Annotated in this window: 16 protein-coding genes; 5 read left to right on the top strand and 11 right to left on the bottom strand. The window is 43.2% G+C overall.

The features are described from left to right. Positions 1-1,586: COR domain-containing protein (locus tag RRG12_RS05055; protein ID WP_420758574.1), on the top strand; the 1,586-nt coding region annotated here is incomplete at its 5' end. Then, positions 1,558-2,451 carry a hypothetical protein gene (locus RRG12_RS05050; protein ID WP_420758573.1) on the top strand — a complete coding sequence of 298 codons (894 nt, stop codon included), beginning with the start codon at positions 1,558-1,560 and terminating at the stop codon, positions 2,449-2,451. The genes RRG12_RS05055 and RRG12_RS05050, both read left to right, overlap by 29 nt. 30 nt (positions 2,452-2,481) lie before the next feature. Here RRG12_RS05050 and RRG12_RS05045 read toward each other — a convergent pair whose 3' ends face one another. Beyond that, entirely contained in the window at positions 2,482-5,253 is a 2,772-nt protein-coding gene (locus RRG12_RS05045; RefSeq protein ID WP_420758572.1) for a bifunctional acetate--CoA ligase family protein/GNAT family N-acetyltransferase, read from the bottom strand. A gap of 31 nt (positions 5,254-5,284) precedes the next feature. Beyond that, complete coding sequence (locus RRG12_RS05040; RefSeq protein ID WP_420758587.1) at positions 5,285-5,740, bottom strand: hydrogenase maturation protease; 456 nt, start codon at positions 5,738-5,740, stop codon at positions 5,285-5,287. Between the two features lie 315 nt (positions 5,741-6,055). On the opposite strand from RRG12_RS05040, the gene RRG12_RS05035 reads away from it, so the two are divergent. The 3 genes from RRG12_RS05035 (at position 6,056) to RRG12_RS05025 (ending at position 9,586) form a co-directional block, all read left to right on the top strand. After that, entirely contained in the window at positions 6,056-7,246 is a 1,191-nt protein-coding gene (locus RRG12_RS05035) for a hypothetical protein (RefSeq protein WP_420758571.1), read from the top strand. A gap of 166 nt (positions 7,247-7,412) precedes the next feature. Then, entirely contained in the window at positions 7,413-7,997 is a 585-nt protein-coding gene (locus tag RRG12_RS05030) for a hypothetical protein (RefSeq protein WP_420758570.1), read from the top strand. A gap of 518 nt (positions 7,998-8,515) precedes the next feature. Further along, on the top strand, positions 8,516-9,586 hold the full coding sequence (locus tag RRG12_RS05025; RefSeq protein WP_069070241.1) for a Photosystem Q(B) protein 1: 1,071 nt from the start codon (positions 8,516-8,518) through the stop codon (positions 9,584-9,586). A gap of 82 nt (positions 9,587-9,668) precedes the next feature. Here the strand turns inward: RRG12_RS05025 and RRG12_RS05020 are convergent, their stop codons facing one another. The 9 genes from RRG12_RS05020 to hoxE all read right to left on the bottom strand — a co-directional run bounded on the left by RRG12_RS05020 (position 9,669) and on the right by hoxE (position 17,626). Then, on the bottom strand, positions 9,669-10,529 hold the full coding sequence (locus tag RRG12_RS05020) for a sulfurtransferase (protein ID WP_420758569.1): 861 nt from the start codon (positions 10,527-10,529) through the stop codon (positions 9,669-9,671). 189 nt (positions 10,530-10,718) lie between these two features. After that, complete coding sequence (locus RRG12_RS05015) at positions 10,719-12,167, bottom strand: Ni/Fe hydrogenase subunit alpha (protein WP_420758568.1); 1,449 nt, start codon at positions 12,165-12,167, stop codon at positions 10,719-10,721. Between the two features lie 79 nt (positions 12,168-12,246). Next, positions 12,247-12,867: a CBS domain-containing protein gene (locus RRG12_RS05010; RefSeq protein WP_420758567.1), complete on the bottom strand. Its 621-nt coding sequence runs from the start codon at positions 12,865-12,867 to the stop codon at positions 12,247-12,249. A 51-nt stretch (positions 12,868-12,918) separates the two neighbouring features. Beyond that, positions 12,919-13,371 carry a hypothetical protein gene (locus RRG12_RS05005; protein ID WP_420758566.1) on the bottom strand — a complete coding sequence of 151 codons (453 nt, stop codon included), beginning with the start codon at positions 13,369-13,371 and terminating at the stop codon, positions 12,919-12,921. 71 nt (positions 13,372-13,442) lie between these two features. Then, positions 13,443-13,988 (bottom strand): oxidoreductase, encoded by a 546-nt coding sequence (locus tag RRG12_RS05000; protein ID WP_420758565.1) that lies wholly within the window; start codon positions 13,986-13,988, stop codon positions 13,443-13,445. Between the two features lie 45 nt (positions 13,989-14,033). Next, positions 14,034-14,558 (bottom strand): DUF3122 domain-containing protein, encoded by a 525-nt coding sequence (locus RRG12_RS04995; RefSeq protein ID WP_420758564.1) that lies wholly within the window; start codon positions 14,556-14,558, stop codon positions 14,034-14,036. Positions 14,559-14,609: 51 nt separating this feature from the next. Then, a complete protein-coding gene (gene hoxU / locus RRG12_RS04990; protein ID WP_420758563.1) occupies positions 14,610-15,338 on the bottom strand; it encodes a bidirectional hydrogenase complex protein HoxU in 729 nt (242 codons plus the stop codon). Between the two features lie 103 nt (positions 15,339-15,441). After that, positions 15,442-17,106: a NuoF family protein gene (locus RRG12_RS04985; protein ID WP_420758562.1), complete on the bottom strand. Its 1,665-nt coding sequence runs from the start codon at positions 17,104-17,106 to the stop codon at positions 15,442-15,444. Next, positions 17,093-17,626, bottom strand: coding sequence for a bidirectional hydrogenase complex protein HoxE (hoxE, locus tag RRG12_RS04980; protein ID WP_420758561.1), 534 nt, complete (start codon positions 17,624-17,626; stop codon positions 17,093-17,095). Before hoxE ends, RRG12_RS04985 begins: the two co-directional genes overlap by 14 nt. Positions 17,627-17,681: the final 55 nt, after the last annotated feature.

The following is a 17,681-nucleotide window of genomic DNA, read 5'->3' as shown; positions in this document are numbered from 1 at the left end:
ACCAACTGACCAAACTGCCAGAAGCGATCGCATCCCTGACTCAGTTGCAACAGCTTTCCCTCAACAATAACCCTCTTAACCCTGACCTTGCAGCCGCTTACGAACAAGGCACTGAAGCAGTCTTCCAATACCTGCGGGCAAAGGCAGAAGCACAGATAACTCTGAACGAAGCCAAACTGATCCTAATTGGCGAGGGTGAGGTGGGCAAGAGCTGCCTGTTAGGGGCATTGCGGGGAGATGAATGGGAAGATGGTCGCCCCACGACTCACGGCATTGAAATTAAATCTGTAATCGTCACCGATCCCGACAGTGGCACAGAGATATCACTCAATGGTTGGGATTTTGGCGGTCAAAGGGTTTATCGACCGACGCACCAATTGTTTTTCAGTGCGCCAGCCGTGTATCTGGTTATCTGGAAACCACGGGAAGGTCCCCAACAGGGCTTTGTCAAAGAGTGGATTACGCTGATCAAAAATCGAGAACCAGATGCAAAGGTGTTGGTCGTCGCAACCCACGGCGGTCCCGGACAGCGACAACCGGATATTGACAGACAAGAAATTCTCGATCAATTCGGCAAAGATACGGTAATCGATTTCTTCCATGTAGACAGCAAACCCAACCAGGATACGACGGATTGCGCTGGTCTTGCAGAATTAAAAGATACTATTGCTCGTGTCGCTGCATCTCTTCCCGAAATGGGGCGTTCCGTTCCAGCAAAGTGGCAACGGGTGCGGGAAACCTTACAGACAAGTGACAAAGCCTATCTCCCCTACGATAATGTCATTGCCATCTGCGCTGAACAGGGAATTGATGAGGAGCAAGCAGAACTGTTCCTTCGCATCTCCCATATACTAGGGCATTTCATCCATTACCATTACGACCCAACACTACGCGATATCGTCATCCTCAAACCCGACTGGCTGGCAAAGGCGATCAGCTTTGTGCTGGATGATGAAATGACACGCAAACGCAACGGTTTGGTGGAATTTCAGCATCTCAGCCAGTTGTGGAGCCATCCGCCATTTGCAGGCGAAGAAGGCTACCCCTCAAAGTTGCATCCAATTTTTCTGCGGCTGATGGAACGCTTTGATCTATCCTACAAAGTGGTTTTCGATCCGTCAGAAACTAGCAATACCAGCCTCATTGCTCAACTTGTTCCCGATACACGGCCGGAGCCATTGCCCAATTGGGGAGAGCAACCGGAAGCAGGAGATAGACAACAGGTGCAAATCTGCCGCATTGTGGACAGTCGGGGACAGTTTGCAGTTGCAGAAGGATTGTTTTACCAGTTGATTGTCCGGTTGCACAAATACTCACTGGGACGGGCGAATTACGAAGACAGCATCCACTGGCAACGGGGCTTAATGCTTGACAATGACTACAACGGTCGGGCATTGCTGGAGTATGTTGGCACTGATGTAAAAATCACGGTGCGGGCAGCTTATCCTGAAAGGTTCCTATCCTATCTCACAGAAGAGATTAAATGGCTAGTCGAGAATTTTTGGGAAGGGTTGCGTTGTAATGTGATGGTTCCCTGCCTGCATTGCACCTTGCAGCATGAATGCGCCTGGAAACGGACTGTTTGAAGTACAAAAACTAATTGAAAGCAAAAAGAAAAATCGCCATGAGTTCCCATGTCCCATTTCCGGGTGTGGTGAATGGCAAAACATCGATCAATTGCTGAATAACGCGCCAACTGCTCAACCCCCATCCCAAGAAATTGGCATTGAGCAGTTCCGAGACATTGTGAAAGACGAGTTAAACGTCATCCGCCAAGATTTGGTTATGTACGATCGCCTAGATCAAGCACGCTTTCAGGTATTATCTCAGGAGCAACGTACTATTTTAAGCCAGGTCGATCAGCAGTTTGCAGAACTAATGCAGATGCTCACCGATGAAGCGAAAGATGGCCCGCGCCTGTTTAGCTTTAAGCCTATCGATCCGAAATTTTTCGATCGCCCCAAATGGATTAGTGCCAAGTTTCAACTCACCCTCTGGTGCGAACACGCACGTCAACCACTTCCAGCCTTAAATCCCGATGACAAGAAGAAGGGAGTCTATGAATTAGACTTGCCGCGTGAGTGGTTCACCAAGGCAGTCCCCTATCTCAGAATTTTGACCGGAACCCTGAGCCTAGTCTTACCTGTGGCAGGTTCGGCAACTAAATTTATACTGGATGATACCACCTACAAAGCCATTGAAGAACAACTCGATTTGGGACAGAAAAGCATCGAGTCTACCTTGAAGGGAAGTGATATGGCTTTAACTGGAAAGTCCAAGAGCGATGCCACCTTCTTGGAAGGCGATGCAATCCGCGCTCAAGGCTCGATTTTGCGAGAATTACACGCCCTTCTGAAACAAAAAGATCCTAGTTTTGGTGGTCTAGTGCGGGTGCAGAACAAACGCCGTGAATTTCTGTGGGTTCATCCTCAATTTGTCGATGAGTATTAATTTTATGTGAGTCTCCAACGGAGGCGCACATTAATTTTTGGGGTGAAATGTTTTGATATCGATTTCGGTTTTCAGTACAGTTGGATCATCTGTGTGTTCAATACGAAAACCTAGTTTTTCACAGACTTTTTGCATACCGTAATTATCAACCAAGATATCAGCAGTAATTTTATTTAGTTGCTCATCTCGACTAACTTGCAGTAACCTTTGTAGTAACTCGGTTCCTATACCCTGGCATTGAGAGCGATCGCTAACCACAATAGCAAATTCTGCCTCATTCGTACTATGTATTTTACTTAATCGACCAACTGCCAATATTTCCCGTGTCTGCGTTTCGGGATTTTGATATTCGACAACTAGAGCTATTTCGCGATCGTAATCAATAAAGCATATACGTGTTAGCCGTTCATGGGCTACTCTTGACTGGAGCTTAATTAGGTGGAAATAACGAAAATAAACACTTTGCTCTGAAAGTGTCTTGTGAAATTGCACCATCAACGGTTCATCTTCTGGACGGATGGGACGAATGGTAACAGGAGTGCCATCTTTCATCGTCCATTTGCTGACATATTTTGTAGGATAAGCTCGAATCGCTAACTTTGGTAGTTCGTTTTCTTTAACATTCGGTTCGTGGAGGATAATCCGCGCATCGAGGGCAATTAATTGCTCAGATGAAGCTAACAACGGGTTAATATCGATTTCCTTAATCCAACGCTGTTCCACAACTAATTGACTAAATACTACCATTAATTGTTCAAGGGCAGCAATATCAACACTTTTGCGTTCCCGAACTCCTTTAAGCGCTTTATAAATCTGCGTTTGCTCCATCATGCGCCGCGCTAAAGTGGTATTGAGGGGTGGAAGTGCGATCGCGCGATCGTGAAAAACTTCAACTAGTTGTCCCCCTGTACCAAACAGCAACACCGGGCCAAACTGTGGATCGAGACTACTACCGATAATTAGTTCATAACCAGCCATTTTTACCATAGGCTGCACGGTTACACCTAAAAAATGCTCAACACCTACTTTCTCACTCACAGATTCGGCAATAGCGTTGTAAGCATGTCGTACAGCTTCAGCATTTCTCAGATTTAATTGCACACCGCCAACATCTGTTTTATGAGTAATTGTGTGGGAAAAGAGCTTTAAAACAACTGGATAGCCAATTGTTTCAGCACATTGAACTGCTTCATCCTCGCTCTTAGAGACGCAAGTTGCAACCACCGGAATACCATAAGCAGCTAAAATCTGCTTCGATTCAAACTCCGTAAGAATAGTTCGCCCAGCCTGACGGGCTATTTGGATAATTTTTTCCACACAATTACGGTCTGGTATCCCTGAAGCGGAATCAAATACAGGCATTACAGGAGTTTCGTAGATACCGCGCAGATTATAACTAGACTGCCACATATAACTAAATATCCGAGCAGCAGTATCAGGGTAAGGATATGTGGGGATATGGCTACGATTGAGAATCATCTCACCTGCTGCAATATCTGCTCCTCCCATCCAACTAGCAAGGATAGGTTTACCAGCTATATGTGCGTAGGGTTTCAATTGCTCGGCTGTTTGGGTGGGTTCTGTCATTGCTTGAGGAGTGAGAATCACCAATAAACCATCACTATTGGAATCTTTCGCAGCAATTTCCAACGCTTTGGTATATCTCTGTGGATCAGCGTCTCCTAGAATATCAATCGGGTTGCCGTGACTCCAATGTGCTGGTAATAGTTGATTCAGGGATGCGCTAGTTTCCTCAGAAATTGGTGCAACTTCTCCACCTGCTGCAATCAAAGCATCAGTAGCAAGTACCCCAGGCCCACCTGCATTAGTTAAAATTGTCAGCCGTGGCCCTTGGGGACGGGGTTGTTTTGCCAGTACCTCTGCCATATCGAACAAATCAGAGATACTGTTGACGCGCAACACCCCACAACGTCGGAAAGCTGCATCCAGAACCTCATCACTTCCTGTCAGTGCGCCAGTATGGGAAGCAGCAGCTAAAGCAGCAGCTTCAGTACGACCTGCTTTTATGACAATAATCGGTTTAGTTAAAGCAACTTCCCGCGCTGCTGACAGAAACGATCGCGCATTCCCAATTGATTCCATGTAAATGACAATACTTTTGGTATGCGGGTCATCACTCAAATAGTAAATCAAATCTCCCCAACCCACATCCAGCATTGAGCCAAGAGAAACAAAGGCGCTAAAACCAACGTTTTCCCGAAAACTCCAATCAAGGATAGCCGTACAAAGCGCTCCACTTTGACTAATAAAGCCGACATTTCCAGGACGCGCCATTGTACTGGCAAAAGTTGCATTTAAACCTGTGCGTGGACTCATTACACCCAAGCAATTAGGGCCAATAATCCGCATTTTGCCCCGATGCGCTTGCTCAAGTATTTGCTGTTCTAAAGCGATACCCTCTGCACCAGCTTCTTTAAAACCAGCACTTAGAATAATTGCACCTTTGACACCTGCATCTACACATTCAGCAATAATACCTGGGACTGTTGTTGCGGGGGTGGCAATAACTGCTAAATCCACTAGTTCTGGTACATCAAAGATAGTCGGGTATGCTTTGATTCCCAATATGCTGTGCCGTTTGGGATTGACAGGGAAAACAGTTCCACCAAAAGGATTGCTAATCAAGTTCCATAGTAGAGTGCGTCCAACACTACCAGCTTTTTCGCTAGCACCAATTACAGCCACACTTTTTGGTGCAAAGATATCATCAAGGGGATTCGCTTTCTCAGTTCGCAAAATATCATAGGCGCGATCGCCAGATGACTGGATAGGCTTTTGCATGAGTTGCTGTTACCTGTGGTGGAAATATATTTTAAACAAGTAAGCTGAAATTTTCGTCTATAATCTGGGTAATTTTTTGTAAAGCGATCGCAACTCCAATTTCAGCAAATGGTGATAAATAGCAACCTAATTCAAAGTTCACACCTGGTACTTTGATCCACCAAGCCGGTGGACAACGACCGTATATAGCTTGAGTGAGAGCTAAGAGCGATCGCGGATCGGCTGTATGTCCGGCAATCATTTTGAAAGATTCAGGTGAAAGCAATTGTACCTGTACCTGAGAACTTTCAGAGGTGAAACAAGCATCGATAAAGATTGCCAAATCAGCATGGGCTAAAGCTTCAGCCAGTTCAGGGGTGAGTTGATGGACAGCCAAAGATTTCACTTTTGATAGATGCAACGCCTTAGCTACTCGTTGCCCAATGCCATCATCACTACGCAATTCATTACCGTAACCAATGGCGTAGGCGTAGCCCGTCGTAGACATCGCTTCCGGCGGAGCGTAGCCCATCGCATTAAAATTCATACTTTTTAGCTGTCCAACACTATTCTGAAATTAGAGACAAAACTTGAGGAACTTGTGAGGAGATAGAGAAGCTTAGAAGTAATGCTCACAATTTCCTCAGATTGTTGACATATAAATAAACCTGTGAGTAAACATTACAACTGATCAGTACTCTGTAGCAGAAATTATGACTACAGGCGATCGCCTATAGTCAAATTCTCTCCAGTCAAGACAAGAATTGTGATTTTTATCAACAACCAAGCATCTCTATAGTCTGGTGAATCTTTTGTTTGGAGGATGATGATGAGCATAAGTGATGGAAAGAACTCAGAAAATCTCAAAAATCCCCTGCTTTTTACGTTAGAAGTCGGATTATGGCCGCAAACGGTGTCTGATTCGGCTATTGTTGGTGATGCTGCGATCGTGTCACCTCCCACGAAAGATTCTTGCTCTACATACCCCACAGTCCCTGGTATTAGTTACAAAAATTTCGAGCTATCTTCAACAGGCTTGACCCCCAAACAACGAAAAACCGCTCTGGTTCAATTACAAAACTATGAGTCTACCCAGAGAAATTACTTCCTCGGCTATCAAGTCAACCAAAGCCTCAACTACGAAGAAGACTTGAAGCCGTACCTCAACTACCACATTAATAATGTCGGCGACCCTTTCCAAAGCGGGAACTATACCATCAACAGTAAGTTTATGGAGCGTGCAGTATTAGATTATTACGCCTCGCTGTGGAATGCGCGTTGGCCCCACGATCCCAATGATCCAGAGTCTTACTGGGGTTATGCTCTAACAATGGGTTGCACCGAAGGTAACTTATACGGTTTGTGGAACGGACGTGATTATTTAGCCGGTAAGTTCCTACTCAATGACCCTACCGTTGAAGAAGAAGCTAGACAAGCTAGTTTAGCAGGTCAGCCACGCTCGGTAGAGCGCCGCCTCATCTATCAGCAGACACCCGTTTTAGAAAATAACCCAAACGCTCACACTCCAGTTACATTTTATTCAGAGGACACGCACTACTCAATTATCAAAGCCATGCGCGTGATGGCTATTCAAAATTTTTACGAGATTGGGACTGAAAAATATCCCCAGGAAAATCCACTAGCACCAGGTCAACCTTGGCCAAAAGAGGTACCATCTCAAGGCGGTAACGATGGACCTGGCTCGATTGATATGGAATCACTGTGCAAACTTGTCGAGTTTTTTGCCGCCAAGGGATATCCGATTCTCGTGTGCTTTAACTACGGCACCACATTCAAAGGTGCTTATGACGATGTAGAAGCAGCAGGCAACGCTCTGCTTCCTATTTTAAAAAAATATGGTCTTGATGAACGTAAGGTATATTATGATCCCGAAGATCCGACCAAGTATGATATTCGCAGTGGTTACTGGTTCCATAGACTTCTTGCAGAAGTGGGTAAAGGGGCAGGGGGAAAGGTGAAAGGATGGAATTTTCCCTTTCCCTTTAACCTTTAACCTTTCCCCAACATCTTGTAAAAGTTACTTTTGCAAGATGTCTCATGTAGATGCTGCGCTCGGTGCTGCCTATATGCCATTTCTTGAAATGGCGTATAACATGGGCAAAATCTCGCAGCGTGGCCCGAACTTTGACTTTCGTCTGCCCTTTATCAACTCCATCGCTATGAGCGGACACAAGTGGATTGGCGCACCACTACCATGTGGGATTTATATGACCAAGACAAAATATCAGCTGCGTCCACCCGACGATCCAGAATATATAGGTTCTCAGGATACTACATTTGCTGGCTCTCGCAACGGCTTCTCAGCTATACTTCTCTGGGACTATCTGGCAAAAAATTCTTACGAAGCCCAGGTTAATAAGGTGCTTTATACCGAGAATATAGCTATCTATGCATACTTACAATTAAAGACCCTCGAAGAGAAACTGGGCGAGGATTTGTGGGTGAGACACACGCCACTATCACTTACTATACGCTTCAAACGTGCCAATGATGATATTGTCTTTAAATATTCTCTATCGAGCGAGACGTTGTATGTGAAAGGTCATAAGCGTGAGTACTCGCATATTTTCATCATGGCGCACGTTACAACTATCCTGATTGATGAACTGATTCAAGACCTCAGTCAGGCTGGTGCTTTTGGGAAGCAGGAAGAAGAAAAGCCAGAACTGGAAACTGATATCTACGTCACTCACAAGCCAAAAAAACTGATCCACGTTCCACATACTGGTCGTGGCTTTAAATAATTAATACTGTTATGAACTACCCCTATCTCAACGAAATTAGCCAGAAGTTAGCCAGGGGTTTTTACATCCCCTGACTTAACCTGAAGTGAATTCGACGGCTCATATAGTATCTGTCTACTTAGCTGAAAAATACCTCTCCTTGGTTTGACCAACTCAGTGCTGAGTGCTGAGTAAATTTAAGAAGTACTCAGTACTTCGCACAGGGCGTAAAAGCCCCGCAAGAGTGTGGGCGGAATCTTCTTATAGAGAGAAGGTTGATACCCGCGCATAGTGTGGGCGGTCAACTCAGCACGGGCTAAACGCCCCGCTATCCATGTACAGCACTTGGAACTCAGCACTGTATTTCCTCACAAGTTCCTCAAATTCTTTTTCTAATTTCAAGATAAAGATGCCCAACTATTGCATTAATTAGCTTGAAAATTTGCGAAGCAACAAATATGGGTTAAGCAAAAGAGATAGGCATCTGCCAAAAGTAGTGAAAATTTTTTGAACTTGGAATTGCTTAGGAGCTACACACCATGAGTACCATTGTTCAACCTCAAAGAGAATTTAATTTTTTTGATTTCTGGGATAGTTTTTGTCGCTGGATTACTAGTACAGAAAATCGGATTTACATCGGCTGGTTTGGTGTGTTGGCGATTCCCACTTTGTTGGCTGCCACCATCTGTTTTATTTTGGCTTTTATTGCCGCTCCCAGCGTAGATATGGATGGCATCCGTGAGCCAATCATGGGTTCATTGATGGATGGTAATAACTTAATTACAGCCGCAGTTGTACCAACCTCTGCTGCCATTGGTTTGCACTTTTATCCGATCTGGGACGCGGCATCAATGGATGAATGGCTCTACAATGGTGGGCCATATCAATTGATTGTGCTGCATTTTCTCATTGGTATTTGGTGCTATCTAGGGCGATTTTGGGAACTAAGCTATCGTTTGGGAATGCGCCCCTGGATAGCAATTGCCTATTCTGCACCCGTCATCGCCGCTACTTCCGTTTTGTTAGTTTATCCCATTGGCCAAGGTAGTTTTTCTGATGGTTTACCTTTGGGAATCACTGGAACTTTCCACTTTATGTTGGCTTTCCAAGGTGATCACAATATCCTTATGCACCCGTTTCACATGTTGGGTGTAGCAGGTATATTCAGTGGCGCACTATTTAGTTCTTTACATGGTTCTTTGGTGACTTCAACACTCATTCGGAAGACCGATGACAATGAATCAATTAATGCCGGATATAAGTTAGGTCAAAAGAAATTTACCTACAAGTACCTATCAGGACACTCTAGCTTTTTGGGACGGTTGTTGATTCCTATCTTTGCTAGTAAAAATCATCGTGCTTTCCATTTATTATTAGCAGCATTCCCAACGATAGGTATTTGGTTCGCAGCAATGGGTGTATGTTCGATGGCGTTTAATATCAATGGGTTGAACTTTAATCATTCCATCTTGGATAGTCGGGGTGAAGTAATTAGAACCAACGCTGATATACTGAACCGTGCCAATCTGGGTATAAATGCAATGCACGCTCCTAATGTCCATAATTTTCCTTTAGTTTTGTCTAGTGGTCAACCTATTCCAGTTAGTTAAAGATTGCATCCATCCATTTTTATGGTTGTTTTAAACCTGCCTGCAATTCTGATATTAGTCAATATTGCAGGCAATTTTTTTCTCAGAGCCGGAAACATGTATTATCAATAGGTAGTGAAAAATCACGCGACCATTCATTCCAAGAGCCAAAATAATTTCTGGCAGAAATTCCCGCCTCTTCAAGGGCTATTAATGTATTCGCAGCCCTTGAACCCTTAAAGCAGTAAATATACACAATGGACTCTGAAGTAATACCTACTGACTGACAAATTTCTCGGATTTCATCTGGCGATCGCAACGTGGGGATTTCCGATTCGGAATTCATCAGATGATGCCATTCTAACCATACAGCGTTAGGGATTCTGCCTTTGCGGGGACAAAAATCAGGATGATAGGGAGAAGAACTCAACCCAAGCCATTCATTGCGATCGCGCACATCTAATTTAATAATTGCTGGATTGTCAATTGCTTGCAACATCTCGGCGGTAGTCACCATCATGTCAGCATTGGGATGCAATCTAAATATGCTGCTTTCACGTAATGGTACTTCATCGGTAGTAGGTAATCCCTCTGTCAGCCATGCTCTATATCCTCCGTGTAAAATAGATACCTGAGTGCAGCCCAAATACTTCAGTAAGAAAGCTGCTCGACAAGATTGACCATAACCTCTATTTAAGGCATCTTCATACACAATTAACCGTTCCGCACCTGATATTCCCAGCTTGCTCATAATTTCTGCAAAATACTCTTGTAGTTCTTTTAATCCTGCTGGGGAGGAATTCTCTAAAAGATAGGTGAAAAAATCTCTAATATTTAGGGATTGAGGAATATGAGAGATAGCATAATCTTCGGGGCTTCGCGTATCGATAATGACAGTTTGTAACGATTTTTCTGCTGACAGCGACGTGAGTTCTTGAGGAGAAATGAGGAGTTTTGTATTCACGCTTTCATGCTTCTATTATTCTACCATTAGGCATTATCGCGCCCGTTAGATTTGCGTTTTGGAATACAAATCACAGAATAATAAATATTGAATGTTACAAGAGAACCTTTGTGGCTGTGTTGTTTTCAAGCAAGAATTCAGAATCCAGAATTCAGAAGTCAGAAGTCAGAAGTCAGAAGTCAGAATAGATTAATCTCGGCAAACTTCATTTACAATATTTCCATCTTTCCCAATTAATTGAATATGTAAAGGCATTTGTCCTGCCGCATGAGTTGAACAACTCAAGCAAGGGTCAAAAGCTCTGATTCCCGCCTCAACACGGTTTAACATCCCTTCAGAAATTTCTGAACCGTGAATAAAATGTCGGGCAATTTGTGCGACTGTGCGATTCATTGCCAGATTGTTCTGACCTGTGGCAATTACTAAATTTACTTTTTGAAGTAACCCATTCTCATCAACTTGATAATGGTGAAATAATGTCCCACGTGGTGCTTCACTCACACCCACTCCTTCTAATTGATTAATGCCAGCATCAGCACGCAATTTTTTAGACATTAAATCTGGGTCATCTATCATAATTTCTATGCGTTCAATGCAAGCTAAAATTTCAATCAACCGGGCATAGTGATAGAAAAATGATGAGGTGACAGTGCCTTTACCTCTGTCTCTAAATTCTCTCAATTCTGTATCAGCTAAAGGTGTACCAATATGACTGCAAATATTCAGACGTGCTAGCGGCCCCACCCGATAAATACCACTATCTAAACGACAATGGTCGCTCTGGTCAGGATAACCTAAAGGACGATAGTAAGGAGACTTTAAATAAGAATCTGGTTGAACTGCTTCACCAATAAATTCTTGATAATGAATTGGATCGAGTTTATCAGCAATAATATTTCCAGCGCTATCTACAAAACGAATATGTCCGTCGTAGTTCTCCCACAAACCATCAGGAGTAACTAAACCCATAAATAAGCTAGGAAAATTCCCAAAGATTTGCACTTCTTTTTGATAATCATTGAGTAAGCCTTTAAATCTACCCAGTGCATCTAATATTGTGCTGCGTACTTCTGGAATGCGGTTCTGAATATGGGTGCGTCCTTCTTGCGATAAGGGTTCACGGACACCACCAGGAACCGCCCATGATGGATGTATTTTTCGCCCTCCCAATTGTTCAATAATTTCTTGTCCAAATTGACGTAAGCGGATTCCGCCACGCGCTAATTCTGGTTCAGCTGCAATTAAGCCAAATACATTGCGTTTTTGAGGGTCGCTATCCATCCCTAATAATAAATCTGGGGCGCTGAGGTGGAAGAAACTCAGGGCGTGGGATTGGATAATTTGTCCCAAATTCATCAAACGGCGCAATTTTTCCGCAGCTTTGGGAATTGTAACAGCAAGGATGCGATCGCCTGCCTTTGCTGATGCTAATAAATGACTCACCGGACAAATCCCACAAATCCGCGCCGTAATTCCTGGCATTTCCCAAAGCGGGCGACCTTCACAAAACTTTTCAAAACCACGAAATTCTGTGACATGAAAGCGAGCATCGCTCACTTGTCCTGTATCATCCAAGTAAATAGATATTTTGGCATGTCCTTCAATTCGTGTAACCGGATCGATAATAATCTTTTTCATGACTATCTTAATTTTGGATTTTAGATTGACCAGTTTTAATTAAAAATTAAAAATTAAAAATTAAAAATCTAAAATTCGGTCAACCACTACACCAATTCTCATAAATGTCTTTAGCTTCTGGATATTCATCGCAATATTCTTCAAGGGCTGTTTTCACGACTTTCTCTGCTCGTTGATGTGCTATCTCGGCTTGTAATTCCTCGATCGCATCCCAAGCAGCAGCACATTCTTCTGAACGGATGCCTTTTTGATCGCAAATAACACGAGCTTTTTTAATTTCGTCCTGAAGCTGTTGTTCTAATAAGATAGTATGAGGTTGCTCAAGAAAACTACTATTAGCTAGAATGTCAACAAGGGAAATGATACCCAGTAGTTCGCCCTGAATAACAGGCGCTCTCTGCAAATTATGGTCAGCAAATAATCGTGCTATGTATTCTAAGCCAAGGTCAGGATTGACGACGATACAAGGCTTAGTCATCACTTCATGAACACGCACACTACAGGGATCTTTACCATAAGCAATCACTTTATAGACAATATCCTTTTCAGTAATCATGCCGTAGGCGTCTTGTTCATGGCGACGATCTACAACCAGCGCTTTCCAGTCCCTTGTTCTTAAGAGTTTGACTGCTTCCGCCACTGTTGCGGAACTACGAATCGTAGCAACATCTTTAGTCATAATGTCAGATGCTTTCAACATGATGCTCTCCAAATTTCTAATAAAGCTAATGCTATACGGGTTTAATAAAATCTAAAAATGTGAGCTTTCTAAATTTCCTTGTGATCTATTAGTCCTGTTATGCAGTCGCATCCATTGATAAGCAGTAATGTTTAATAATAAACCCACGAAGAATAACAAGACCATCAAGGCTATCTGATACCAGAGAAGTGGCTGGACAAATAAATCTAAAATCACGTGTAGTAAGTTCATAATGCTGTAAAAGATAGTTAAGCCAAAATGCATAACTCGATAACGTTTTGAATCGGTAAAAGTAGTAGCAATAATTGCCAACATTGGCAGCACAAAAAAACCTAACATCAACCACATAATTCCAGAAATATCATTGATGGTTTTGGCTGGTTGAGATTCGACAACAGGTAAACTATGAAAAAGCGGTATTAAATTCAGCTGTGTATGAAACAGTGTTCCTAGTAGAAATACTGTCCAAAGAGCAATGATTCTTTCCCGATAATTAACTGCCATAATTGTTGATAAATTTGTTTTACAATTGCCTCACTTTCAACTTAGATAAAGAATTTGAGTAACTTGTGAAGTTAACCAAACTTGATAAACTCACGTCCTGCTAATTGTGGTTTTTCTCCCCTTAAAAGTGGCTCTAACACTGCTTTAATCCGAGTTGCATCAGGTGGACAACCTGGCAAATAAATATCAACTGGGACTACTTTATGCACTGGTATCACCCGATCTAGTAAGGTTGGTACAATACCAGGCTCATGGGGAATTGTGGCGTGAATATCTGCGGCTTCGATGTAACAACGCTGAAGAACAGGTTCGGCACTACCTAAAGGGTTGCGTAAAGCAGTAACATTACCAGTGACAGCACAATCGCCAAAAGAGACAAGGATGTGCGATCGCTCTCTTACTGTCTGAATAGTTTCCAAGTGATCCTCATTGGCTACTGCACCCTCAACTAACACCACATCCACCCCTTGAGGATATTCTTTGGTATCAGCGAAGGGACTATAAACTAAATCCACTTGTCCAGCTAAATCAATCAGCCATTCATCCAAATCGAGAAAAGACATGTGACAACCAGAACAGCCGCCTAGCCAAACCGTTGCTAATTTTAAACGAGCCATTTTCTTTTTTTTGAGGGTGATAGGGATGAACTTTGACCTTATAACTCAAGACTTGAGTGCAACTTCTTGCCATTCCTGTACGACATATTTTGGAATTGAAAGATTGATGAAGTGTTGTCTATCTACAGGTATCCCAATCAACAAATCTTCAGTTGGTAATTGAGGCAAAACATTCTTGAAGTCATACTGACCGATGGTTGGTGCTGGTGCTTCATCTAGGAAAATATCAGGAGCAGTAAATACTTTACCTGTATCACTAGTAATTTTCAGGGGTAAGGGATGGGCTAGTTCCTGAGAACCAGGAAATCCCACCAACCGGAGACTTATTGACGATATTTTATTGCTATTAGAATGAACTCGCTTAAACAAGACAACCTGCCAATAATTTCCTAATTCATCATTTAATTTTTGCTGTGAGCGATAAACGATTTCTCCTGGCGCATCGTCTAATTGAATAACAGTAGCAATCACCTGTTGAGATGTGAATGTTGCTAAACCCAGGTATATATATATTGTTAATATTGCTAGCAATAGGAGCCACCAAAAAAATTTTAAGAGACGGCGTAACATTAGATTTACCTCGTTGTGCAAATTCATGATTGGTAGCTAAACAAGCCATTGCTACTTCTGGCGTGCTGTGACTAGGAAATCAAGTTTGGTGCGATGTCTTGCGACAAGCCACTTTGTGTCTACGCGTTTCATTTCTCCGACGCTTGAGCCTTTGTTAAAAAGCGCACCTGTAGGGCAAGCATTAATGCATTTACCGCAGGAAGTACAAGTATCTGAGGTTCCCCAAGGCTGATTCAAATCAGTGATTACATGAGAGTTTGTCCCCCTACCCGCCATATCCCAAGTGTGCGCTCCTTCAATTTCGTCACAAACACGGATGCAACGAGTGCAAAGAACACAACGGTTATGGTCAACACCGAAGCGATCGTGAGAAACATCGACTTTGCGATCGGGGAAATGGTAATCCAACCGCACATGATCCATACCCATCTCAATGGCCAAGTCTTGCAATTCGCAATTACCATTAGCTACGCAAACTGAGCAAATGTGATTGCCTTCAGCAAATAGCATTTCTATGATTGTGCGACGATATTTTTGCAAGCGATCGCTATTTGTCTCAACTTCCATACCCTCAGTAACTTTTGTCACACAAGCAGGTTGAAGTTTATTACTACCAGCAATTTCTACTAAACAAAGCCGACAAGCGCCAACATCTCCAACTCCTTCTAGGTGACACAAAGTCGGAATGTGAATCCCTGCATCCTGTGCCGCTTGGAGAATAGTCTCCTCCTCACGAGCGCTAATTAATTGTTCATTAATTGTTAAAGTTTTTACAACCATCTCTTATTGATTCCTGGTAACGCTAATGTACTTTCAAATTGCACATTTTTTCCAGTTATTGGTCTTTTATAAATACAAACAACAAATGAAAAATGACCAATGACTAATGACTAATCAAAGCTAAATACTCATCACGGAAGTAACGCAAGGTACTAAATACTGGATTGGGTGCAGATTGACCAAGACCACACAAGCTAGTATGTTTTACCATGTCACATAGTTCTTCCAACAATTCCAAATCAGCAAAGGATGCCTTACCTTCACTAATCTTTGTCAACAATTTATACAACTGCACCGTCCCCACCCGACAGGGAATGCATTTACCACACGATTCATCCATGCAAAATTCCATGAAGAAGCGGGCGACATCCACCATATTGGTAGTTTCATCCATGACAATCATCCCACCGGAACCCATCATCGAACCCAGTTGAGTGAGTGATTCATAATCTACCGGACTATCAAAAGCTGCTGCTGGAATACATCCCCCAGAAGGGCCACCAGTTTGGACTGCTTTTACCACACCACCATCTGGTACGCCACCGCCCATTGCTTCCACAATTTGCCGCAGTGAAGTTCCCATCGGTACTTCTATTAAACCTGTGTTACGGATTTTGCCAGCTAGAGCGAAAACCTTTGTACCTTTGCTCTTTTGAGTGCCAATATTAGCAAACCATTCAGCACCTTTGCGAATAATGGGTGCAATATTGGCGTAAGTTTCAACGTTATTAATTAAGGTTGGATAGCCCCATAAACCAGACTCAGCAGGATAAGGCGGACGGGGATGAGGAGTACCGCGTTTACCTTCAATAGAAGCCATTAAAGCGGTTTCTTCACCACAGACATAAGCACCAGCACCGATACGAATATCAATTTTAAAATCAAAGTGAGAGTCGAAAATTTGTGTGCCTAGAATGCCAAGGCGTTGTGCTTGACGAATGGCAATTTGCAGACGATTAATGGCAATGGGATATTCTGCCCGAATGTAAATGTAGCCTTGGTTTGCGCCGATAGAGTATGCTGCAATCGCCATTCCTTCCAAAACGCGATGAGGATCACTTTCCAGTACACTGCGATCCATAAACGCCCCTGGATCGCCCTCATCAGCATTGCAGATTACAAATTTGCGATCGCTTTGCTCGCCGTAGGCATCACTTTTTGCTTTGGCAACTGTTGCCCATTTCAAACCTGTAGGATAACCAGCACCACCACGTCCCCGTAAACCGCTGCGGGTAACAGTATCTACTACTTCGCTAGGAGTCATCTCCCGCAAGACATGGTAAAGCGCTTGATAACCGTTGGCAGCAATATAAGATTGAATGCGTTCTGGATCGACTTTGCCACTGTTTTCTAAAACAATTGGCATCTGGGATGTAAAAAATGGATGTGTTAAATCACCCTGTTGGACTGTTGTCTCTCCTCCATTGATAGCGGTGATAATTGATGGTGCATGATCAGGTGTGACTTTCTCATACAATTTGCTATGTGGAGATTGCCTAGAGTCCTCCCCAGTCCCCAGTACCCAATCCCCAGTCCCCAGTTTCTCCACCTGTACTAATGGCCCTTGACAGCATAAACGCATACAGCCAACGCCACGAACTTCTACTTTTTCTGTCAAATTCTCTGCTGTTACAGCCTCTTCTAGACGCTGTTTGACGACTTGGGAATTCGCAGACAGACAACCAGCGGCAACACAACAGCGAATTTGCACAAGTTTCTCTGAAGCACGTTCTTTTTGGGCAATTTCAATTAATTCAGGTAGATCCATCTTGCAACCATCCTTTGATGCAATCAAGGACTGATTCAGCAGTTTGATTGCCTAAAACAGTGCCATCAAGTACTACAGCAGGTGCAATTCCACAAGCACCCAAACATCTTGCTGTTAGCAGTGAAATTTGACCATCTGCTGAAGTTTCACCAGCGTGAATGTGGACAGATTTTTCTAAATTTGTCAGGATAGCTGGAGCGCCTTTGACGTAACAAGCTGTACCTGTACACACTACACAGGTATGTACACCACTAGGAGCAAGTGAAAACAAATGGTAGAACGTAGCAACGCCATAAACTCGGCTAGGTGGCAGTTTGAGACTATGAGCAACGTAAATTAATACATCGTTTTCTAAATAGCCAAAAAGTTCTTGCGCTTTATGCAATATCTCAATGAGTGCATCCTGTTGATACTGATAGCGTTTTATAGTTGCATCCAGCATCTTAAAGCGCTGATCACTGTGAGTTGCTGAGGGTGTTTTTGCCGTGTTGTTAATTTTAACAGCAAATGCTGAATTCATGGTTTGAGCCTCTTGTCTCTTCAGGATGTTCCGAGTCTCACAGTTAAGATGATAG

The organism is Nostoc sp. CALU 546, assembly GCF_048836525.1.
Note: the sequence above shows the minus strand (reverse complement) of the source record. Positions and strands in the feature narration are given on the sequence as shown.